The organism is Actinoplanes sp. NPDC049599, from assembly GCF_044465625.1.
Lineage (GTDB): Bacteria > Actinomycetota > Actinomycetes > Mycobacteriales > Micromonosporaceae > Actinoplanes.
In genome coordinates this window covers 74,006-94,500 of the sequence record NZ_JBITLX010000017.1, presented here as the reverse complement: position 1 = coordinate 94,500, position 20,495 = coordinate 74,006, and the positions used below count along the sequence as shown (strand labels likewise).

The following is a 20,495-nucleotide window of genomic DNA, read 5'->3' as shown; positions in this document are numbered from 1 at the left end:
CGCGCTGACGATCTGCCGGGACTGCTGCTGCGGCAGCGCCGACAAACACCCGGACACCGACCACGACGCCCAGCTGGCGGCGATCCGCGGCGCGGTCGGTGACCGGCATCGGGTACGCGTGAGCGAGTGCCTGCGCGTCTGCGAGCGCTCCAACGTGGTCGTGGTGCACCCGACCCCCGCCGCCCGCCGCGCCGGCGCCCGCCTGGTCCACCTGGGCGACGTCCTCGACGACACGCTGGTCGGCGCGGTGGCCGCCTGGCTCGACGCGGGCGGACCCGGCCTGGCCGACCTCCCGGGACCCCTGACCGCCCGCGTCTTCAACCCGGCCGACTACGCCGACTGAGTCCCGGCGTACCGGATCGGCAGCGTGAGCAGCACGCCGAACCCGCCGCCCGGGTCCGGCCCGACTTCGAGGGTGCCGCCGTACAGGGCGGCGCGTTCGCTCATCCCGCGCAGGCCGTGTCCGCCGGCGCCCCGGCTCGCCGCCGGTGCCGGGCCCGTGTCGCGCACCTGCACCACCAGTTGGTCGGGCTCGTACCGCACGGTGACCGTGGTCCGGGCCTGCCGGGTGTGTTTGAGCACGTTGGTCAGCGCCTCCTGGGCCACCCGGTACGCGCACACGTCAACCCCACGCGGCAGCGGCCGCTCGGTGCCGATGACGGAGAGCTCAACGGCGAGACCCGCGCCCCGTACCCGGTCGACCAGTTCCGGCAACCGCGCCAGCCCGGCGGAGGTGGCCTCGGCGCCCACCGCGCCCGCGCCGTCCGGTGGCGCCTCGCGCAGCAGGGCCAGCAGGCGGCGCATCTCCTCCTGCGCCTGCCCGCCGGTCTCGAGCACGGCCGCCAGCGCGGTGCGCGCCGTCTCCCGGTCCGCGTCCAGTGCGTACCAGGCCAGGCCGGCCTGCACCGAGACGACGGCCATGTGGTGCGCCACCACGTCGTGCAGCTCGCGGGCGATCCGGATCCGCTCGTCGTTGACGGCGCGTCGCTCCCGCTCGGCCTGCTCCCGGCGCAGCTGGGCGGTCAGCTCGGCCAGCCGCCGCGTCCGCGAACCGAGCCAGCAGATGACCGCCGGCCACACCAGGATCTGGGTCAGCAGAGTCAGGCCGGCGTCCTGTCCGCCGCGCAGGCCCGCGTACAGCCAGACGGCGTCGAGGATGACCACGGCGGCGACCACGGCGCGGACCGTGCGGTGGGCGGCCACGGTGTAGAGCGCCAGCAGGGCGCCGGCGCTGTTGACGACCGGCCAGTAGCCCGCCGCCACGTAGACCGACCAGGTGAGGCAGTAGGCGACGAGCACGGTCACGGGAAACCGGCGGCGGGCGGTCAGGGTGAGGCAGGCCAGGGTCGTCAGCGCGTACCCGGCCAGGTCGAAGGGGCGCATGCCCGCGGGTGGCTGCTGGCTACCCAGGGCCAGGCTCACGCACAGCGTCGCGGCCGCGAGCGCCGCGTCGACGACGACCGGGCGGCGCCGGAGGAAGGGCCCGACCCGGCCCGGCACGCCGTCACCTGTCGCCGATGCGCGCATCGGCAAACCGTAGCTGCCCGGCCCGGGCCGCACGTCCATCCCAGGTACGACCCGGGTCTCCAACCAGCGGTGTACGCGAACCGCCGCTGGCGGCCCCGTTCCACAAGGGATCGTGGACAGTCGCGTACCGCGGAAGTTGAGCGCGGCCCGGGGAAGATACGGCATTGGATTGACGCGCATCGCTTTCCCGCTTGGCACGGTGAGGGACGTCAGCCAACCGAAGGGATGAACCGATGAAGGCACGAATCCTGCTCGCGTCGACGGCGGCCGCGCTCGCCACCGCCCTGCTCGCCGCCAGCCCGGCGAGCGCGCACTCCACGGACGACTGGTCCAACGGGCCCGCGCCCGAGTACGTGGAGAACTCGCGCTACGCCGAGTCGACCACAGGCAATGTGCGCCAGAAGACGGAGATCTCGTGGACCGGCTACTCCGTGGTCGTCCGGGCCGCCGTCTCGGATCTGGGGAACGACGGCTACTGCGGCGCCGTGCAGATCCGCTACGAGATCAGGTCCTCGTCGAGCTGGGCCGGACACTGGCACTACCGCACCGCCGTGAAAGATTGCTCGGCCAACGGCGACGCCGAGGTGGCCCGCTACGCCTACTCCCGCTACGACACCCGCAACGTGCACTCCCGGGTCTGCCACGCCACGTCCTCCGGGGCGATCGTCGAGTGCGAGTCGATCTGGCACTGAGCCGGCGGCGCAGCCGGGTCAGGCGGGGCGCCCCGGCGCGACCAGCCCCGCCTCGTACGCCAGGACCACCGCCTGCGCCCGGCTGGCCAGGCCCAGTTTGGCCATCACGCGGTTGAGGTGCGTCTTCACGGTCGCCTCGGAGATGACCAGCCGGGCGGCGATGTCCGCATTGGACAGGCCGCCGCCGACCAGGCGCAGCACCTCGCACTCCCGGGCGGTCAGCGGGTCCAGCGCGGGCGGCGGGCGGTCGGCCGGCGCCGACCGGTTGGTGTAGGACTCCACCAGCCGCCGGGTCACGCTGGGCGCGAACAACATCTCGCCCTCGGCCACCGTGGTCACCGCGGCGATCAGCCGCTGCGGTGGCGTGTCCTTCAGCAGGAAGCCGTGCGCTCCGGCGCGCAGCGCCTCGAACACGTACTCGTCCAGGTCGAAGGTGGTCAGCATCAGGACCCGGGGCGGCCGCTCGGCCTGCTGGGCGTGGATGAGCCGGGTCGCCTCGATGCCGCTCATGTCGTGCATCCGGATGTCCATGAGGATCACCTCCGGCCGGTGCTGCGCGGCGAGCCGGACGGCGGCGGCGCCGGAATCCCCCTCGGCGACCACCTCGATGCCGGGCGCGAGCCGCAGCAGGGCGGCCAGCCCGGCACGGATGAGCACCTGATCGTCGACCACCAGGACCCGAATCATCGCGCCATTCTGGCCAGTCCGCACCCGTGCGCGGCAAGCGCTGGAACAAATCCGACAGCCCGCCGGGTCCGGGTCAGCCGACGCCGCCCATCCGCGGCGGCGCGGCCACCAGCACCCCGCAGACCACCACTGCCGGCACGATCCGGGCCACGCGCAGCCCGCGCCACCCCCGGCGTCAGCACCCACCCGGACAGGTCACGGCGGCGGTCCAGGACCTCGGCAGGCGGCACGCCGAGCAGCGTACCGATGCACCTCGATCTCCGCCGCCCGCCGCCGAAGCGCATCCCCGACCCCGGCGGTGGCCTTAGGCTGCGGGCATGCCGGATGCTGCCGCGGGTCGACGGGTGCTGGTGACCGGGGCGCGGCGGGGGATCGGCGCTGCCATCGCCGTCGATCTCGCCGCGCCGGGCTGGACGCTGCTCCTGCATCACCTCGCCGCGTCCGCCGAGGCCGAGGCCGTGGCCCGGCGCTGCCGGGAGCGCGGCGCCCAGGTGGACGTGCTCGAGGCCGACCTTGCTGACCCGGGGGCGGTCGCTGCCCTCGCCGACCGCGCCGGCCCGGTCGACATCCTGATCAACAACGCCTCCCGGGCCTCGAACGTCGACCTCGCCGCGCTGTCGCTGCCGGAGTGGCAGGAGACGTTCACCGTCAACGTGACCGCGCCGATGCTGCTCGCCCAGGTGCTCGGCGCCGGGATGGCCGCGCGCGGCTGGGGCCGGATCGTCAACGTCACCTCGGCGACCGTGGCGCTCGGCGGGCCGTCCGGGCCCGCGTACGTCTCCAGCAAGGCCGCCCTGGTCGGCCTCACCCGCTCGCTGGCGCGGGCGCTGGGGCCGGCCGGGGTGACCGTGAACGCGCTGTCGCCCGGCGCGATCTTGACCGAGCGGGAGGTGGAGATCCTGGGCGACGACCCGCACGGCGGGATCGTCACCGGGCAGGCCGTGCCGCGCCGGCTGGTGCCCGAGGATCTGCTGACCGCGGTCCGGTTCCTGGTCGCCGACGGTTCTCAGGCGATGACCGGTCAGGTGGTGGAGGTCGGCGCGGGGCTGGTGCTCGGCTGACGGTCCGGGTGGCTCGTCAGGTAACCGCCCATGGTGGTGAAGTACTCCTGCGCCGGCAGCTCCATGCCCTCGTCGGTGCGGACCGACCGGATCAGCAGGGCCTTGCTGCGCCCGCGGCGGGCCTCCGCGCCGGCCACGATCGCCACGCCGTCGCCCTCGCGGAAGAAGATGCGGCCCGGCGTACCGCCGTAGACCGCCTGCGAGACCGCGGCCGTGACGATCTCCAGGCGCCGGCCCTTGTGGAAGCAGAAGGCCTGGGGGTACGGCGCCGACTGCGCCCGGACCAGGCGTTCCAGCTCCTCGGCCGGCCACGTCCAGTCGATCCGGATGTCCTCCTCCGACCGCTTGTGGAAGAAGCTCGCCCGCGAGCGGTCCTGCGGGACGAAGTCGCGGCGGCCGCTCTCGATCTCGGCCAGGCCGTCGACGGTGATCGGCCCGAACAGCTCCAGCGTGCGGCGGAACAGGTCGGTGGTGGTGTCGGCCGGGCCGACCGGGACGGCCCGCTGCAGCACGATCGGGCCGGCGTCCAGCGTGTCGTCCATCAGGTGGGCGGTGACGCCCACCTCGCGCTCGTCGTTCAACAGGGCCCAGATCAACGGCGAGAAGCCCGCGTACGCCGGGAGCAGCGCGTCATGCACGTTCAGGGTGCCGAGCGGCGGGAGGGTGAAGATCCGTGGCGGGATCCAGGTGCGCCAGTTGGTGGCCACGATGACGTCCGGCGCCACGTCCTTGAGGGCCTCGTACAGCTCCTCGTCGTCGGGGCGCTCGCGGAGCAGCACCGGCACGCCGTGGGCCGCGGCCAGGTCGGCGACCGAGTCGGACCAGACCTTCTCGTACGCGCCCTCGCCGGCCGGATGGGTGACCACCATGACCACGTCGTGTGCCGAATCCAGCAGCGCCTGGAGGGTCCGGTGCCCCCAGGTCTGGAAGCCGAACATGACGACGCGCATGAATTTTTCTCCCTCACTCGGCACGGCGGATGCCACCGCCGATGCTTAGGTTAGGCTAACCAAAATCTGGGGTCAGGTCGGCCCCGCCGTGGAGGGGACGGACATGTCTGAGCCTGAACTCGATGTCGTGGGAATCGGCTTCGGGCCGTCCAATCTGGCGATGGCCATCGCCGTGGCCGAGCACAACGACTCCCGTGGCCCGGATGCCCGGGTCCGGGCCCGGTTCCTGGAACGGCAGGCCACCTTCGGCTGGCACCGCGGCATGCTGCTCGACGACGCCACCATGCAGGTCTCGTTCCTCAAGGACCTGGTGACGCTGCGGAACCCGACCAGCGAGTTCAGCTTCCTGCGGTACCTGCACAGCCAGGACCGGCTCATCGACTTCATCAACCACAAGAACCTGTTCCCGCTGCGGGTCGAGTTCCACGACTACTTCGCCTGGGCCGCCGCGCAGGTCGACGACCAGGTCACCTACGACACCGAGGTGCTCTCGGTGACCCCGGTGACGGCGTCCGGCGGTGCGGTCGTCGCGGTCGACGTGCTGTCCCGGCTCGGCGAGCAGCTCAGCACGCACCGGGCGCGGAACCTGGTGATCGGCACCGGCCTGCGCCCGCGCCTGCCCGAGGGCGTCACCGCCTCCGACCGGGTCTGGCACACCAGCGACCTGATGCACAACCTGCCGAAGCTGCGCGGCACCGAGCCGCGCCGGATCGTCGTGGTCGGCGCCGGCCAGAGCGCGGCCGAGGCGGTCGCGACCCTGCACCGCGAGTTCCCCACCGCCGAGATCTGCGCGGTCTTCTCCCGGTACGGCTACTCGCCGGCCGACGACAGCAGCTTCGCCAACCGCATCTTCGACCCGGCGGCGGTCGACGACTTCTACGTGGCGCCGGAGGACGTGAAGCGGCAGCTGATGGGCTACCACGCCAACACCAACTACTCCGTGGTGGACATGGACCTGATCGACGACCTGTACCGGCGGGCGTACCAGGAGAAGGTGCTCGGCAAGCAGCGGCTGCGGATGCTCAACGTGTCCCGGATGACCGAGGTGGCCGACGGCCCGGACCAGGTGGTGGCGAGCGTGCGGTCGCTGGTCACCGGCGAGACCACCCGGCTGGCGGCGGACGTGGTGGTCTGCGCGACGGGCTACCACCAGGCCGACCCGTACGCGATCCTCGGCGAGCTCGGCGACCTGTGCCACCGCGACACCGAGGGCCGGCCCCGGGTGGACCGCGACTACCGGGCGGCGGCCGACCCCCGCCTGCGGGTCGGCGTCTACCTGCAGGGCGGCACGGAGCACTCGCACGGCATCACGTCGGCGCTGCTGTCGAACACCGCGATCCGGGTCGGCGAGATCCTCGACTCGGTGCTGACCCGCAGGGCCGCCCCCGCCCTGGTCGGCGTCTAGCGGCCGGGAATCTCGGGGTAGTGTCCGAGCTTGTGAGTCTTTTGCATGGCTGTTGTGATGATCGATCGCCATCCCCCGGACGGGCGACACGCTTCTGCCGCGCCGAAACGGCCGCGCCAAGCATTGCCGGAGGCCTGCCCACCGCCGAACCCGCAGCACTGGCCCACATATTGAGCAGGATTCTCACATCACGGAACTCCTAAGAGAACAGAGGGCGTAAAAGTCACGAAGCGAGCAGTAAATTGTCGATCTTGTGGACTTAAGGTTCGGAGCTCACACCACATCAACAAGATCGAAATCTTGCGCGTCGGTGGCGGTCGGCGCGCGGCCCACGTCACTCCGGCGGGCTATTGCCATCGCCCGATACACCAACCACGCAAAAGACTCTTGGCACGACGCCGTCCAGGTGGAACGGGCCGCTGCGGCGGCCTGGCCGGCGGGCCGCACCGAGGACGTGGCCGGGTGGCTGCTGCGCCACACGCCCGGCGTGTCCCGGCGGCGGTCCAACTCGGCCCTGCCGCCGGCCGCCGACCGGCATCCGGAGCGCGCCCTGGACGCGGTGGAGGCCTTTTACGCGGCGGCGGGCCTGCCGAGCACGGTGCAGGTCAGCCCCGCCGAGCGGCAAGCCCGGCCTGGCTCGCCGCCTGTCAGGCGCTCAACGGTCCGGCCGACACCTCCACGGTCGCTGGGGCGGTGCTGGGCGCCGGGGCGGGCCGGCCGGCCGGCCGGGGCTGCGCCGGGCTGTACCTGCAAGTCGAGCAGGACAACATCGCGGCCCGTCACCTGTACGCCGAGGCCGGTTTCTCCTATTCGCACGGCTACCACTGTCGGGTTGCCGACACCGCACGCGGCCGACATGGCTCTGCGTCAACCCTTGATCTCTGACAGTGGTGAATATAACTCTGCGTGACGGATCGTGAGGGGTCTGGTAAGACTTACTTCCACAGTCGACTCGTCCGATTAGTCAGTTCGCAGTGTGATCGTTGTCTTGTCGCGTGTCGGAGCGCACACTTTCGTCCGCGCGTCCGCCCCCTCCCCCAGGCGCGAAGGAACCCACATGACACAGCCCCGCCAGGCCCCACCCACACCGCACGTCCGCAAGCGCAGCCCGCTCCCGTGGGTGATCTTCGCCGTGCTCGTGGTGGTCGCCGGCATCGTCCTGGTGCCCAAGCTGCTCGACGACGACAGTGCCGACACCGGACCGCAGCCCGTCGCCGCCGCCGAGCAGGATCCGCTGCTCGTCGCCGTGCAGAAGTGCGATCCCGCCAAGGAGGGCACCAAACTCGGCGACCAGAACCGCCAGCTCACCGTCACCGGGATCGGGAAGAAACACCCCAACGGCCTCTCCGAGAGCGCTCTGACCTGCGTTTTCGACACCCTGCAGGTGCCCGGCGCGCTGGCCGACCGGATGTACAGCACGGTCGAGGCCGACGGCAGGTTGCAGGGCGAATGGCCGGGCTTCACGGTCTCCTGGACCAACAGCCCGACCGACGGACTGGGGCTGACCGTCACCCGCGACTGATCGACCGAGCGCAACGGGCCACGACCGCGGCGGTCGTGGCCCGTTTCCGCGTGCGTGGTTACCGGGTCAGCGTGGCGGTCAGCCGTGGGTCGTCCAGGGCGTGCGCCGCGGTCACCGTGTAGGTGCCCGGCACCGAGTGCCAGCCGGCGTCCCAGACCTGCCAGGTGCGCTCCGGCAGCGGGACACGCACCGTCACGGTCTCGCCCGGGTGGGCCTCGACCGGGGCGAAACCGGCGAGCCAGCGGGCCGGGCGCTCCGGGACCACGCCGGCCGGGCCCACGCCCACCGGCGGCTCACCCTGCGGGCCCACGTACACCTGGACCACCTCGCGGCCGGCCCGGGCGCCGGTGTTGGTCAGCGTCACCACGGCCTCGGTGGCCGACACCGCCAGCGTCTCGTACTGCCAGGAGGTGTAGCCCAGGCCGTGGCCGAACGCGTACAGCGGCTTGCGGCCCGCGCGCTCCCAGGCCCGGTAGCCGATGAAGACGCCCTCGTCGTAGCCGAGCCGGCCGTCGCGGGGGACCACCTCCAGGATCGGGCAGTCGTGCTCGCGGCGCGGCCAGGTGGTGGGCAGCCGGCCGCCCGGCTCGGCGACCCCGAGCAGCACGTCCGCCAGCGCCGCGCCGGCCTCCTGACCGGGGAACCAGGTCAGCAGCACCGCCGCCACGTCGTCGGCCCAGGGCAGCAGCACCGGCGAGCCGGCGTTGACCACCACGATGGTGCGGGGGTTGGCCGCTGCGACCCGTACCACCAGCTCGTCCTGGCGGCCCGGCAGCGAGAGGGACGTGCGGTCGAAGCCCTCGGACTCCACCTGCTCGGTCGTGCCCACGACGACCACCGCGACGTCGGACTCGGCCGCGAGCGCCACCGCCTCGTCGATCATGCCGTCCGCGGAGACGCCCGGCGCGAGGTGGCCCAGCGTCGCGCTGACCGTGTGCGCCATGCCCGGCTGGATGGTCTGGCGCAGCACCACCTCGACCGGCTCGCCGGCGGTGAGCTCGGCGATCGCCCGGTGCTCCCGCGGCGACAGCAGCAGGTCGGCGCGGGTGGCGCCGGGCGGGTGCAGGGTGCCGACGTAGAGCCGCCGGTCGCCGACCCGCAGGTCGAAGGTGCCGAAGCCGGACACCGCGAACGTGTGCTCGCCGTCCTGCTCCGGGGTGAACGTGGTGCGCAGCTCCAGGCCCGTGACGACGTCCTTGTCGACGCCGCCGGGCAGGTCGCCGATCCAGCGCACCGCCGCCGTGTCCACGCCGAAGGTGTGCCCGGCGCCGAGCAGCTCGACCTGCGCCGGCTGCGGCAGGGCCGGCAGGAACGGGCGCGGGTCGGCGCCGACGGCGTAACTCACGTCCACCCCGGACAGCGCCCGGCCGAGCCCCTCCAACGGCGAGATGACGTGCGGCGGGACCACCTGGGCGCTGCCGCCGCCGAGCACCCGGGCGTCGGTGGCCAGCGCCCCGATGACCGCCACCCGGGTCAGCGCGGCGGGCTCCAGCGGCAGCGTGAAGTGCTCGTTGCGGGCGAGCACGAAGGACCGGGCCGCGACCTGGTGGGCCACGGCGTCGCCGTCCAGCTCCGCGGGGAAGGACGTCACCGCCGGGGGTACGCCGTCGAGCACACCCACCCGCGCGGCCAGCCGCAGCACCCGCCGTACCTTGTCGTCGACGAGTTCCTCCGGCACCGCGCCGGACCGCACCGCCGCGACCAGCTTCGCGCCCCAGGGGTTCTCCATCGCCGGCATGGCGATGTCCAGGCCGCCGAGCGCGGCCGGCACCGTCTCCCGGGCCGCCCGCCAGTCCGAGACCACGATGCCGTCGAAGCCCCACTCGTCCTTGAGCACGTCGGACTGCAGCGGCCCGTTGGCGGCCATCGGCAGCCCATTGACGGCGTTGTACGCGCTCATCACGCCCCACCCGCCGGCCCGCACGACCCGCTCGAACGGCGCCAGGTACAGCTCGCGCAGGGCCCGCTCGCCGATCCGCACGTCGACGGTCATCCGGTCGGTCTCGAAGTCGTTGCCCACCAGGTGCTTCACCGTGGTGCCGACGCCGTGCGCCTGCACGCCGGCCACAAAGCCGACCGCGATCTCGCCGCTGAGCAGCGGATCCTCCGAGTAGCACTCGAAGTGCCGGCCGCCCAGCGGGGTGCGCTGCAGGTTGACCGTGGGGCCGAGCAGCAGGTGCACGCCCTTGCGCCGGGACTCCTGGCCGAGCAGGTGCCCGGCGGTGCGGGCCAGCTCCGGGTCCCAGGTGGCGGCCAGTGCGGTCGGGCTGGGCAGGGCGATCGACGGGTCCTCGGGGGCCCAGCCGGTGCCGCGTACGCCGATCGGCCCGTCCGACATCACCAGCGAGCGCAGCCCGATCTCGGGGATCGCCGGCAGGGACCAGAAGTCCTGGCCGCCCAGCAGCGACACCTTCTGCTCGAGGGTCAACCGGGCCAGCAGGTCATCCATGGAAGCGCTCCCATTCACGTTGATTGGCAAGATCCTACGTGCGCAGGTAGGAGGCCCCGTTCAGGTCGATGATCGTGCCCGAGGCCCACTCCGCCTCCGGGGACGCCAGCCAGTGCACCGCGCTCGCGATCTCCTCCGGCCGCGCCACCCGGCCGAACGGGCTCTGCGCCCGGATCGTGTCGCCGCGCTCGGCCTTGAGGTGCTCGTTGGTCATGTCGGTGGCCACGAACCCGGGCGCCACGCAGGCCACCGCGATCCCGTACGGGGCCAGCGCCACCGCCAGCGACTGCGCCATCGCGTTGAGCGCGGCCTTGCTGGCGCCGTACGCGGGCTGCTCCGGCTCGCCCCGGAACGCGCCCCGCGACGACACGTTGACGATCCGGCCGCCGCCCTCGCGCATGTGCTGCGCCGCCGCCCAGGCCGCGTTCGCCGCGCCGAACAGGTTGACGTCGAAGGTGCGGCGCCACATCGCCTGCCACTGGTCGTAGCCGGTGCCGAAGACCGGGTGCGGCGGGTCCGAGGCGCCGAACGTACCGGCGTTGTTGACCAGCACGTCCAGGCCGCCGAGGCGTTCCGCGGCGAGGTCGACCATGGCGCGTACCGCCGCCGGATCGGCCAGATCGGCCTGGACCACCACGTGGCCGCGGCCCGGCAGCGAGGCCGCCAGCTCCCCGGCGAGGTCGGCCGAGTCCCGGTGGTGGATCGCGACGCGGTCGCCGTCGGCGGCGAAGCGGGCGGCGACCGCCCGGCCGATGCCGCGGGAGGAACCGGTCACGAGGATCGCGCGTCCTGTCATCGCCTCACTCTAGGATCTTCGACGTGGACAACGACTGCCTGTTCTGCCGCATCGTCGCCGGCGAGATCCCCGCGACCGTCGTGCACGAGACCGCCACCACGCTGGCCTTCCGTGACATCGACCCGAAGGCCCCGGTGCACGTCCTGGTGATCCCGAAGGCGCACCACGGTGACGTCCTCGCGCTCGCCCGCGATCCGCAGGCCGCCGCCGAGGTGCTGGCCGCCTCCGCCGAGGTGGCCCAGGCCGAAGGGCTCACCGCCGACGGCTTCCGGCTGATCTTCAACACCGGCCGGCACAGCGGCCAGGAGGTCTTCCACGTGCACGCGCACGTCCTCGGCGGCCGGCCCCTGGGCCCGATGGTGTCCGGGTGACCCCGCAGCAGCGCCTGGAGCGCGCCGTCCGCAAGGTGCAGGCCGAGGCCCGGGTGCCGGCCCTCTCGGTCGCCCTGCACCGCGCCGACCGCAGCCTCTGGACCTGCACCGTCGGCACCTCCGGCGACCCCGGGCGCCCGCTGGACGCGCAGAGCCGGTTCCGGATCGGCTCGGTGACCAAGACCTTCACCGCGGTGCTGGTCATGCAGGCCCGCGACGACGGCCTGCTGGACCTCGACGACCCCATCTCGGCCCACCTCGACGTGCCCGCGCACGGCGGCGCCAGCATCCGCCGGCTGCTCTCGCACACCGCCGGCCTCCAGCGCGAGCCGTACGGCGACGTGTGGGACGTGCTGGTCGCGCCGGACGACGCGGCCCTGCTCGCCGACCTGGCCCGGGCCGAGCGGGTGCTGCCCAACAACCGCCGCTACCACTACTCCAACCTGGGCCTGGCCGTGCTCGGCCAGCTGGTCGCCAAGCTGCGCGGCGGCACCTGGGCCGGGGTGCTGCGCGAGCGGATCCTCGAACCGCTCGGGCTGAGCTCGACCACCGTCGAGCCGACCGCGGCGGCCGTGGTCGGCTACCTGGTCGACACCTACTCCGACGCCGCCCGGCCCGAACCGCAGCTCGACATGGGCGGTGCGGGCCCGGCCGCCCAGCTCTGGAGCACCGCCGGCGACATGGCCCGGTGGGCCGCGTTCCTGGCCGGCCCGGAGCTCATCGACCCGGGCGCGCTGGTGCTGGCGCCCGGGACCGTCGACGAGATGCGCTGGCCGCAGACCACCACCGACGAGACCCTCTGGGCCGGCGGCTTCGGCCTCGGCCTGATCCTGGCGCCGCAGGGCCGCCGGGTGATGCACGTGGGCCACGACGGCGCGATGCCCGGCTTCCTCGCCGGCGTCTACGGCCGGCGCGGCGGCGAGGGCAACCCCGGCGCGCTCGGCGCCGCGGTGCTTGCCTCCTCCGGCACGGCCATCGAGATCAACGACCTGGTGCACGAGCTGCTGGCGCTGGCGGTCGAGGCCGACCCCGCCGAGGTGCGCCCGTGGTCGCCGGGGCGGGCCGCGCCGCAGGCCTACCGGTCGGTGCTCGGGCCGTGGTGGAGCGAGGGCTTCGCCCACGTCTTCAGCTGGCACGACGGCGCCCTGCAGTCCCGGGCCGCCGACGCGCCGGCCGACCGGCCCGCGTCGATCTTCAAGCCGCTGCCGGACCGGCCGGACGTGCTCCGGACCGTCTCCGGGCGCGAGGCGGGCGAGCTGCTCCGGCTCACCCGCGACGCCGACGGCACGGTGGTGCGGATGCACTGGGCCACGTACCGGTTCACCCGGGTGCAGGAGACGTTCGACGGCGTGCCGGTCTCGCAGGGTTGACCCGGTGCCCGCCGCGGGGCGGGAGCACCGATAATGGCATCGGCGCGGGCGCCGCCGACCGGATACGATGGCACGATCCTTGCGACGAGAATGAGAGCAGGTGGCTGAGGCCTCAGGGCCGCCCCTATGACCGGCACCGACCCCAGCAAAGCTGCCGCTCGGGTGCAGACCAGGATTTCGGTCTCCGACCCGAAGATCATGGTGAACCTGCTCGGCGCCAAGGACGAGATCCTCCGCATGCTCGAGCGGACCCTCATCAGCGACGTGCACGTCCGCGGCAACGAGATCACCATCACCGGCGCGCCCGCCGACAACGCCACCGCCGAACGCCTCTTCGCGGAGCTCATCGAGCTGATCGAAAAGGGCGAGACGCTCAGCGTCGACGCCGTCCGGCGCACCGTGGCCATGCTCGAGCAGAACACCGCCGAGCGCCCGGCCGAGGTGCTCACCCTCAACATCCTCTCCCGGCGCGGCAAGACCATCCGCCCCAAGACGCTGGGCCAGAAGCGCTACGTCGACGCCATCGACGAGAACACGATCGTGTTCGGCATCGGCCCGGCCGGCACCGGCAAGACCTACCTGGCGATGGCCAAGGCCGTGCAGGCGCTGACCGCCAAGCAGGTCAGCCGGATCATCCTGACCCGCCCGGCGGTCGAGGCCGGCGAGCGGCTGGGCTTCCTGCCCGGCACGCTCAACGAGAAGATCGACCCGTACCTGCGGCCGCTGTACGACGCGCTGCACGACATGCTCGACCCCGAGTCGATCCCGCGGCTGATGGCGGCGGGCACGATCGAGGTCGCGCCGCTGGCCTACATGCGGGGCCGGGCGCAGCCGCTGTCGGCCCAGGTGCTGACCCCGCAGGGGTGGCGGCCGATCGGCGAGCTGGCCGTCGGCGACCTCGTCGTGGGCTCGGACGGGCTGCCCACCCCGGTGCTGGGGGTCTTCCCGCAGGGCCGCAAGCCGGTCTACCGGGTCACCACCCAGGACGGCGCATCGACGCTCGCCTGCGGTGAGCACCTGTGGACGGTGCAGACGCCGGACGGCCGGAGCCATCACCGCCCGGCCCGGGTGCTGCAGACCCAGGACATGATCGGCAACCTGCGCCGCGGCGCCGTGCACCGGTACGAGCTGCCCCTGGTCGACGCGGTCGAGTTCGTGCCCCAGGACGTCCCGATGGACGCCTACGCGCTCGGATTGCTGCTCGGCGACGGCTGCCTGACGACGGCAACCACGCCGAGCTTCAGCACCGTCGATCCGGAGCTGGCCGAGGCGCTCGATGCCGCGATCCCGGGGATCGAGCTGTTCCGCAAGAACGAGGTCGACTACGTGCTGCGCCGGGTCGGCGGGGGCGGGCGCGGCGGGGTCATCACCGCCAACCCGGTCACCGCGGTCCTCCGCGAGCTCAAGCTGGCCGGCACCAAGTCCGAGACCAAGTTCGTGCCCGAGCAGTACCGCTTCAACAGCGCCGAGGTCCGGCTCGCGATGCTGCAGGGCCTTCTCGACAGCGACGGCGGACCGGTCAGTCAGCGCGCCCGCACCTGCCGCATCCAGTACACGACCTGCTCCGAGCAGCTCCGGGACGACGTGATCTTCCTGGTCCGCTCGCTGGGCGGGGTGGCGTACTGGCGTCGGCGCCCGGCAGAAGGCAGGAAGCCGGGCCTGGCCCACGGGCGCCCGGTGGCCTACCGCAACGACGCCTTCGTGCTCGACATCCGGATGCCCGCCGGGATGCAGCCGTTCCGGCTGGCCCGCAAGCGGGAGGTCTACGACCGGTGCGGCAGCGGCCGGCCGATGCGGTTCATCCACGAGATCGAGCCGGCCGGGGAAACCGAGACCGTCTGCATCCAGGTCGCGGCCGCCGACTCGCTGTACGTCACCGACGACATGATCGTTACGCACAACACGCTCAACGACGCGTTCATCATTCTGGACGAGGCGCAGAACACCACGCCCGAGCAGATGAAGATGTTCCTGACCCGGCTGGGGTTCGGCGCCAAGATCGTGGTCACCGGCGACGTCACCCAGGTCGACCTGCCCGGTGGCACCACCAGCGGGCTGCGCATCGTCCGGGAGATCCTGCAGGGCGTCGACGACGTGCACTTCTCCGAGCTCACCAGCTCGGACGTGGTCCGGCACCGGCTGGTCGCCGAGATCGTCGACGCGTACGCCCGGTACGACGTCGAGCAGGAACAACAGGCCACGCAGTCCGTCCATGCCGTGCCGGGCCGGGCCGCCAGCGGTGGCCGCCCGAACCGCCGGCGCTGATAAGGGGTTAGGCACTACATGTCCATCGAGATCGCCAACGAGTCGGGAGTCGAGGTCGACACCGACGCGATCCTGGCGGTGGCCCGGCACGCGCTCGAGGAGATGGGGGTCAACCCCCTCGCCGAGCTTTCGATCCTGCTGGTCGACATCGACTACATGACCGAGCTGAACCATCGCTGGATGGGCAGCGACGGTCCCACCGACGTGCTCGCCTTTCCCATGGACGAGGGCAGTGTCGACCACGGTCCCGGCGAGGCCGGCACCGGTGAGCCGGCGCTGCTCGGCGACATCGTGCTCGCGCCCGAGGTCGCGGCGAAGCAGGCCGCGGCCGCCGGGCACACCCCGGCGGACGAGCTGCACCTGCTCACCGTGCACGGGGTGCTGCACCTGCTCGGCTACGACCACGCCGAGCCCGAGGAGGAACGCGAGATGTTCGCGCTCCAGGCCCGGCTGCTGCAGAGCTGGCGCGCCGGACGGCGGGCCGGCTGATCCCCGTGGAGCCGCTCTTACTCGCGGCGGGCCCGGCCAGTGGCCTGCCCGACGTGCAACTGGTCACCTACGCCACCGTGCTGGTCTTCCTGGCCGGACTGGCGTCGATGACCGACGCGGCGCTGGCCGCGGTCTCCTCGGCGCGCGCCGCGGAGATGGCCCGCGACGGCCAGCGCGGCGCGGCCGCCCTGGAAGCCGTCGCGGGTGACGTGGTCCGCCACCTCAACCTGTTGCTGCTGCTCCGGCTGCTCTGCGAGCTGACCGCGACCACCCTGGTCGCGCTCGTCGCGGTGGACAGCTGGGGCGTCGGCTGGCGCGCCGCTCTGGTCACGGCCGGCGCGATGACGCTGGTCAGCTTCGTCGTGGTCGGTGTCGCGCCGCGTACGGTCGGGCGCCAGCACGCGTACGCGGTGGGCAAGGCCGCCGCGCCGCTGGTCCGCTGGCTCGGCCGGGTGCTGAACCCGCTGGCGTCGCTGCTGATCCTGATCGGCAACGCGGTCACGCCCGGCAAGGGTTTCCCGGAGGGGCCGTTCGGCAGCCAGGTGGAGCTGCGCGAGCTGGTCGACCTCGCGGAGCAGCGCGGCGTCGTGGAGCACGGCGAACGCGAGATGATCCACTCCGTCTTCGCGCTCGGTGACACCATCGCCCGCGAGGTGATGGTGCCGCGCACCGAGATGGTGTGGATAGAGGCACCCAAGACGCTGCAGCAGGCGCTCTTCCTCTTCCTGCGTTCCGGCTTCTCCCGGATCCCGGTGATCGGCGAGAGCGTGGACGACGTGCTCGGGGTGCTCTACCTCAAGGACGTCGTGCGCAGCACCCAGAACGGCGACCCGGCGGCGGCCTCCTCGCCGGTCGCCGACCTCATGCGCAGCGCCACCTTCGTGCCCGAGTCCAAGCCGGTCGACGACCTGCTCTCGGAGATGCAGGCGGCCCGCACCCACCTGGTCATCGTCGTCGACGAGTACGGCGGCACGGCCGGCCTGGTCACCATCGAGGACATCCTCGAGGAGATCGTCGGCGAGATCACCGACGAGTACGACGTCGAGCGCCCGCCGGTCGACCACCTCGAGGGCGGGGCGGTGCGGGTGACCGCGCGGCTGCCGATCGAGGACCTGGGCGAGATCTTCCACGTGGAGTTGCCGGCCGACGAGGTCGAGACCGTCGGCGGCCTGCTCGCACAGACGCTGGGCCGGGTGCCGATCCCGGGCGCGTCCGTCGACGTCGGCGGGCTGCACCTGATCGCGGAGGGCACGACCGGCCGCCGCAACCGGATCGACTCGGTGCTGGTGCGCCGCGTCGAACCCGCCTCGGAACAAGCCGAGGACACCGAGAACGCCCCCGAGACCGAGGAAAGACAGCACGCTGATGCCTGACCAGACCAGCCCCGCCGGACCCACCGTCCCCGCCACCGAGGGCGAGTTGACCGCCGAGGACGCCAAGCTGGTCACGCTGGCCCGCGGCGCCCGCGCCCGGGTAGGCGCGGTCGAAGGAGCAGCGGTACGCGACCAGGACGGCCGCACCTACGCGGCGGCGACCGTGGTGCTGCCCAGCCTGTCGGTGACCGCACTGCAGCTCGCGGTCGCCTCGGCGGTGGCCGCGGGCGCAACGAAGCTCGAGGCGGCGGCGGTGGTGACCGAGGCTTCGACGCTGGACGGCGCGGGGCATGCCGCGGTGCGGGATCTGGCGGTTGAGGCGCCGATTCATGTGGCCGGCCCGACCGGTGCCCTGCTGGGCACGGTGACGGCGTGATGGCCGCTGCGGAGGACAAGGGCGCCGAGCGTCCGGCCTCGGGCGACGGCCGCAAGGCCCGCACAAGCGGCAAACCCGAGCGGTCCAGCGACGGACGATCCGGCGGCGAGCGATCCGGCGGTGCCGCGCGGCCGATCGGCGGCGAGCGGTCTGCCGGCGCGGCGCGGTCTGCTGGTGCTGGGCGGTCTGCGGGCGGTGAGCGGTCTGCCGGCGCGGCGCGGTCTGCTGGTGTTGGGCGGTCTGCGGGCGGCGAGCGGTCTGCTGGTGCTGGGCGGTCTGCGGGCGGTGAGCGGTCTGCCGGCGCGGCGCGGTCTGCTGGTGCCGGGCGTTCCGTCGGCGGTGAGCGGTCTGCTGGTGCCGGGCGTTCCGCCGGCGGTGAGCGGTCTCCTGGCGCCGGGCGTTCCGCCGGCGCGGGCGGCCGGGCGGCGTTGCCGCGGCGGTCGGATGCGGTCGGTGAGAACGGCGAGTTGCGACGGGATTCCGGCAAGCCGAAGTGGAGCCCACGGGTCGGGCGTCCGCCGGCGGCCGGACGGTCCGCGTCCGTGCGGTCCGCGGCGGCCGGGGCGGCCGGAGCAGCCGGTGAAGGCCGGGCCCCGACCGGGCGCGGAAGTCGCCCGGTCGCCAAGACCACAGGGCCGGTAGCCGCTGCTGAGGCCGGTGCCGGTGCCGTGGCGGAACGGCGGCTGACCGCGGGGGAGCGCAACGAGCTCCGGCGGCAGGAGCGGCGGGCCGCCCGGCGGGAGCAGGACGGCGCGGCTTCCGGCGGCGCCAGGCGCGGTGCGAGCGCCGGCGGAGCGGAGAGCGCCCCCGTCGCCCGGCGCGAAGCCGTGGCCGAAAAGCGGAGCGGTGCGGGCGGGCGCGCCAACGCCACCACCCCCGCGACCGCGCGGACGGCGAAGGCTCCCGCGCGCGACGACGCCACCGCCCCCGCGCGGACGGCGAAAACTTCCGCGCGCCGCGACGACGCCACCACCCCCGCGCGGACGGCGAAGGCTCCCGCGCGACGCGACGACGCCGCCGTTTCCGTGCCGCCTGCCGCCGCGGTGGACGCCGACGGCACTCCGGAAAAGCCGAGCCCGGCCGCTGAACCCCGTACCGGAAGGAAGAAGGGGCGGCACAAAGCCGCCGCCCGGGCCGCTCGGGTGGAGGATGTCTACCGTGCCGGATTTGCGTGTTTTGTCGGAAGGCCGAATGCCGGCAAATCGACTTTGACGAATGCGATTATCGGTCAGAAGATCGCGATCACGTCGAACAAGCCGCAGACCACGCGGCACATCATCCGGGGCATTCTGCACCAGGAGAACGCCCAGCTTGTCCTCGTCGACACCCCCGGCTTGCACCGTCCTCGGACGCTGCTCGGTGAGCGCCTCAACGATCTGGTGCGGGAGACCTGGAGCGAGGTCGACGTGATCGGCATCTGCTTCCCGGCGGACGAGCCGGTCGGCGCCGGTGACCGGTTCATCTCGGCCGAGATGGCCGAGCTCAAGGCCACCGTCATCGCCGTGGTCACCAAGGTTGATCTGGTGGATCCCGCGACGCTCGCGCAGCGGCTGCTGGATGTCAGCAAGCTCTATGACTTCGCCGAGATCGTGCCGGTCAGCGCCGTTTCCGGGCACCAGGTCGACACGCTGGTCGACGTGATCATCAGGCAGTTGCCGGAGTCGCCGCCGCTCTACCCGGACGATGTGCTGACCGAGGAGCCCGAGCAGGTGCTCATCGGTGAGCTGATCCGGGAGGCCGCGCTGGAGGGCGTCCGGGACGAGCTGCCGCACTCGATCGCCGTGCTGGTCGAGGAGATGGTGGTCGAGGGGAAATCGACCAAAATCTATGCGAACCTGTACGTGGAGCGGGACAGCCAGAAGTCGATCGTGATCGGCACCAAGGGGGCCCGGCTCAAGGATGTCGGCACCAAGGCGCGGGCCGAGATCGAACAGCTGCTCGGCCGCAAGATCTATTTGGATCTGCACGTGCGGATCGCCAAGGAATGGCAGCGCGACCCCAAGCAGCTTCGTCGATTGGGTTTTTAGTCGCGTTTGTGGGTCATATCACGGGATGCCGGTTTCGGTTTGCTTTGCCGGGGTTATTTAGATAGCCCTTGAGGTATGCGGAATCGGTACCTGGACCTGTTGCGTGCCATCGCCATCGTCCGGGTGGTCGTCTACCACTCCACCGGCTGGGTCGCACTGACCATCGCCTTCCCCGCGATGTCGGTGATGTTCGCGCTGGCCGGGTCGCTGATGGCGGCGTCGCTCGACCGGTCCGGGCCGCTGGCCGTGGAGCGCCGGCTGCGCCGGCTGCTGCCGTCGCTGTGGGCGATGTCCGCGCTCGCCGTGCCCGCCATGCTGCTCACCGGGCTGGCCTGGGACTGGAAGATCCTGTACTGGGCCTTCCCGTTGCAGGACCCGCCGGCCAACGGCTGGGGCTCGATGGCCCTGAGCGCCACCTGGTACCTGCGTGACTTCCTCTGGTTCGTGCTGCTCTCGCCGCTGGTCCTGCCGGTCTTCCGGCGCTTCCCCAAGCTGTCCGTCGCGACGCCCTACGCCGCCCTGGCGGTCATCACGCTGCTCGGCCTGACCCCGCACGCCATCCTGCGCGACCTGGCCCTGTACGGCGGCGCCTGGCTGCTCGGCTTCGCCCACCACGACGGGATGCTGCGCCGGCTCGCCCCGCGCCGGCTGCTCGGCCTGGCCGCCGCGCTCGGTACGGCCGGCGCCGCCTGGGTGCTCACCCATCCCGGCCCGCGCGGGTTCGACCTCAACGACATCCCGCTCGGCAACGCCCTCTGGTCGGCGGCGTTCGTGCTGGTCGTGCTCGGGTTCGCGCCGGCCGCCGGCGCCGCCCGCCCGTCCCGGCTGGTCACGGTGCTCAACGCCCGGGCCCTGACGATCTACCTGTGGCACGTGCCGATCATCGTGGCGGTCACCCGGATCGGCGAGGCGCACGGGCTGCCGGTGCGCGGCGCGGCCGGGATCAGCTGGCGGTTCGTGGTGATCGTCGCACTGGTCGCGCTCGCCGTCGCGCTCTTCGGCTGGGTCGAGGACGTGGCCGCCGGGCGCCGGCCCGTGCTGGTGCCGGGTGGGCGCCCGCGCCGGCCGGCCGTCGCGCCGGTGTCACCCGCGGTGCCCCCGGTGCGGCAGTTGTCTGAGACCGTACCCAGGTGAG

At 72.8% G+C, this 20,495-nt stretch carries 17 protein-coding genes and 3 pseudogenes; 15 read left to right on the top strand and 5 right to left on the bottom strand.

Annotated elements, in window-relative coordinates:
• The first annotated feature begins 4 nt into the window (after nucleotides 1-4).
• The gene (locus ACIBQZ_RS27085; RefSeq protein ID WP_396091667.1) at nucleotides 5-343 is read left to right on the top strand and encodes a hypothetical protein; all 339 of its coding nucleotides are present in this window, start codon (nucleotides 5-7) and stop codon (nucleotides 341-343) included.
• Here the strand turns inward: ACIBQZ_RS27085 and ACIBQZ_RS27080 are convergent.
• The gene (locus ACIBQZ_RS27080) at nucleotides 331-1,527 is read right to left on the bottom strand and encodes a sensor histidine kinase (protein WP_396091592.1); all 1,197 of its coding nucleotides are present in this window, start codon (nucleotides 1,525-1,527) and stop codon (nucleotides 331-333) included. The two genes, ACIBQZ_RS27085 and ACIBQZ_RS27080, sit on opposite strands and share 13 nt — an antisense overlap.
• Nucleotides 1,528-1,760: 233 nt before the next feature.
• Here ACIBQZ_RS27080 and ACIBQZ_RS27075 point away from each other — a divergent pair, with 233 nt between their 5' ends.
• Nucleotides 1,761-2,219 (top strand): hypothetical protein, encoded by a 459-nt coding sequence (locus tag ACIBQZ_RS27075; protein WP_396091591.1) that lies wholly within the window; start codon nucleotides 1,761-1,763, stop codon nucleotides 2,217-2,219.
• A gap of 18 nt (nucleotides 2,220-2,237) precedes the next feature.
• On the opposite strand, the gene ACIBQZ_RS27070 is transcribed toward ACIBQZ_RS27075, so the two are convergent.
• Nucleotides 2,238-2,906 (bottom strand): response regulator, encoded by a 669-nt coding sequence (locus ACIBQZ_RS27070; RefSeq protein WP_396091590.1) that lies wholly within the window; start codon nucleotides 2,904-2,906, stop codon nucleotides 2,238-2,240.
• 317 nt (nucleotides 2,907-3,223) lie between these two features.
• Between ACIBQZ_RS27070 and ACIBQZ_RS27065 the strand changes: the two genes are divergently transcribed.
• A complete protein-coding gene (locus tag ACIBQZ_RS27065) occupies nucleotides 3,224-3,967 on the top strand; it encodes an SDR family NAD(P)-dependent oxidoreductase (RefSeq protein WP_396091589.1) in 744 nt (247 codons plus the stop codon).
• Here ACIBQZ_RS27065 and ACIBQZ_RS27060 read toward each other — a convergent pair.
• The gene (locus ACIBQZ_RS27060) at nucleotides 3,928-4,917 is read right to left on the bottom strand and encodes a methionyl-tRNA formyltransferase (protein ID WP_396091588.1); all 990 of its coding nucleotides are present in this window, start codon (nucleotides 4,915-4,917) and stop codon (nucleotides 3,928-3,930) included. The two genes, ACIBQZ_RS27065 and ACIBQZ_RS27060, sit on opposite strands and share 40 nt — an antisense overlap.
• A gap of 103 nt (nucleotides 4,918-5,020) precedes the next feature.
• Here ACIBQZ_RS27060 and ACIBQZ_RS27055 point away from each other — a divergent pair, with 103 nt between their 5' ends.
• Nucleotides 5,021-6,322 carry a lysine N(6)-hydroxylase/L-ornithine N(5)-oxygenase family protein gene (locus ACIBQZ_RS27055; protein WP_396091587.1) on the top strand — a complete coding sequence of 434 codons (1,302 nt, stop codon included), beginning with the start codon at nucleotides 5,021-5,023 and terminating at the stop codon, nucleotides 6,320-6,322.
• Between the two features lie 1,057 nt (nucleotides 6,323-7,379).
• Nucleotides 7,380-7,844 carry a hypothetical protein gene (locus ACIBQZ_RS27050; RefSeq protein ID WP_396091586.1) on the top strand — a complete coding sequence of 155 codons (465 nt, stop codon included), beginning with the start codon at nucleotides 7,380-7,382 and terminating at the stop codon, nucleotides 7,842-7,844.
• A gap of 58 nt (nucleotides 7,845-7,902) precedes the next feature.
• Here the strand turns inward: ACIBQZ_RS27050 and ACIBQZ_RS27045 are convergent, their stop codons facing one another.
• Both ACIBQZ_RS27045 and ACIBQZ_RS27040 read right to left on the bottom strand, forming a co-directional pair.
• Entirely contained in the window at nucleotides 7,903-10,293 is a 2,391-nt protein-coding gene (locus ACIBQZ_RS27045) for a beta-glucosidase (RefSeq protein ID WP_396091585.1), read from the bottom strand.
• A 34-nt stretch (nucleotides 10,294-10,327) separates the two neighbouring features.
• Nucleotides 10,328-11,089, bottom strand: coding sequence for an SDR family NAD(P)-dependent oxidoreductase (locus tag ACIBQZ_RS27040; protein WP_396091584.1), 762 nt, complete (start codon nucleotides 11,087-11,089; stop codon nucleotides 10,328-10,330).
• Between the two features lie 23 nt (nucleotides 11,090-11,112).
• Here ACIBQZ_RS27040 and ACIBQZ_RS27035 point away from each other — a divergent pair, with 23 nt between their 5' ends.
• The 10 genes and pseudogenes from ACIBQZ_RS27035 to ACIBQZ_RS26990 all read left to right on the top strand — a co-directional run bounded on the left by ACIBQZ_RS27035 (nucleotide 11,113) and on the right by ACIBQZ_RS26990 (nucleotide 20,494).
• Nucleotides 11,113-11,460, top strand: coding sequence for a histidine triad nucleotide-binding protein (locus tag ACIBQZ_RS27035; RefSeq protein WP_396091583.1), 348 nt, complete (start codon nucleotides 11,113-11,115; stop codon nucleotides 11,458-11,460).
• Complete coding sequence (locus ACIBQZ_RS27030) at nucleotides 11,457-12,830, top strand: serine hydrolase domain-containing protein (RefSeq protein WP_396091582.1); 1,374 nt, start codon at nucleotides 11,457-11,459, stop codon at nucleotides 12,828-12,830. The genes ACIBQZ_RS27035 and ACIBQZ_RS27030 overlap by 4 nt, the downstream gene beginning before the upstream one ends.
• A gap of 126 nt (nucleotides 12,831-12,956) precedes the next feature.
• A pseudogene (locus ACIBQZ_RS27025) lies at nucleotides 12,957-13,655 on the top strand (PhoH family protein); the annotation flags it as partial.
• Nucleotides 13,644-14,471 (top strand): annotated as a pseudogene (locus tag ACIBQZ_RS27020) (LAGLIDADG family homing endonuclease); the annotation flags it as partial. The pseudogenes ACIBQZ_RS27025 and ACIBQZ_RS27020, both read left to right, overlap by 12 nt.
• Before the next feature lie 258 nt (nucleotides 14,472-14,729).
• A pseudogene (locus ACIBQZ_RS27015) lies at nucleotides 14,730-15,095 on the top strand (PhoH family protein); the annotation flags it as partial.
• 18 nt (nucleotides 15,096-15,113) lie between these two features.
• Nucleotides 15,114-15,584 (top strand): rRNA maturation RNase YbeY, encoded by a 471-nt coding sequence (gene ybeY, locus ACIBQZ_RS27010; RefSeq protein WP_396091581.1) that lies wholly within the window; start codon nucleotides 15,114-15,116, stop codon nucleotides 15,582-15,584.
• Between the two features lie 5 nt (nucleotides 15,585-15,589).
• Nucleotides 15,590-16,957, top strand: coding sequence for a hemolysin family protein (locus tag ACIBQZ_RS27005; protein WP_396091580.1), 1,368 nt, complete (start codon nucleotides 15,590-15,592; stop codon nucleotides 16,955-16,957).
• Complete coding sequence (locus tag ACIBQZ_RS27000) at nucleotides 16,950-17,333, top strand: cytidine deaminase (RefSeq protein WP_396091579.1); 384 nt, start codon at nucleotides 16,950-16,952, stop codon at nucleotides 17,331-17,333. Before ACIBQZ_RS27005 ends, ACIBQZ_RS27000 begins: the two co-directional genes overlap by 8 nt.
• Before the next feature lie 1,142 nt (nucleotides 17,334-18,475).
• Nucleotides 18,476-19,360, top strand: coding sequence for a GTPase Era (era, locus tag ACIBQZ_RS26995; RefSeq protein WP_396091666.1), 885 nt, complete (start codon nucleotides 18,476-18,478; stop codon nucleotides 19,358-19,360).
• Nucleotides 19,361-19,435: 75 nt separating this feature from the next.
• The gene (locus tag ACIBQZ_RS26990; protein ID WP_396091578.1) at nucleotides 19,436-20,494 is read left to right on the top strand and encodes an acyltransferase; all 1,059 of its coding nucleotides are present in this window, start codon (nucleotides 19,436-19,438) and stop codon (nucleotides 20,492-20,494) included.
• Nucleotide 20,495 lies beyond the last annotated feature (1 nt).

Coding starts and splice junctions, on each gene's coding strand:
- ACIBQZ_RS27055 (WP_396091587.1), top strand. CDS start 5,021: ATGTCTGAGCCTGAACTCGATGTCGTGGGAATCGGCTTCGGGCCGTCC.
- ACIBQZ_RS26990 (WP_396091578.1), top strand. CDS start 19,436: ATGCGGAATCGGTACCTGGACCTGTTGCGTGCCATCGCCATCGTCCGG.
- ACIBQZ_RS27000 (WP_396091579.1), top strand. CDS start 16,950: ATGCCTGACCAGACCAGCCCCGCCGGACCCACCGTCCCCGCCACCGAG.
- ACIBQZ_RS27050 (WP_396091586.1), top strand. CDS start 7,380: ATGACACAGCCCCGCCAGGCCCCACCCACACCGCACGTCCGCAAGCGC.
- ACIBQZ_RS27070 (WP_396091590.1), bottom strand. CDS start 2,906: ATGATTCGGGTCCTGGTGGTCGACGATCAGGTGCTCATCCGTGCCGGG.
- ACIBQZ_RS27045 (WP_396091585.1), bottom strand. CDS start 10,293: ATGGATGACCTGCTGGCCCGGTTGACCCTCGAGCAGAAGGTGTCGCTG.
- ACIBQZ_RS27080 (WP_396091592.1), bottom strand. CDS start 1,527: ATGCGCGCATCGGCGACAGGTGACGGCGTGCCGGGCCGGGTCGGGCCC.
- ybeY (WP_396091581.1), top strand. CDS start 15,114: ATGTCCATCGAGATCGCCAACGAGTCGGGAGTCGAGGTCGACACCGAC.
- ACIBQZ_RS27065 (WP_396091589.1), top strand. CDS start 3,224: ATGCCGGATGCTGCCGCGGGTCGACGGGTGCTGGTGACCGGGGCGCGG.
- ACIBQZ_RS27075 (WP_396091591.1), top strand. CDS start 1,761: ATGAAGGCACGAATCCTGCTCGCGTCGACGGCGGCCGCGCTCGCCACC.
- ACIBQZ_RS27060 (WP_396091588.1), bottom strand. CDS start 4,917: ATGCGCGTCGTCATGTTCGGCTTCCAGACCTGGGGGCACCGGACCCTC.
- ACIBQZ_RS27040 (WP_396091584.1), bottom strand. CDS start 11,089: ATGACAGGACGCGCGATCCTCGTGACCGGTTCCTCCCGCGGCATCGGC.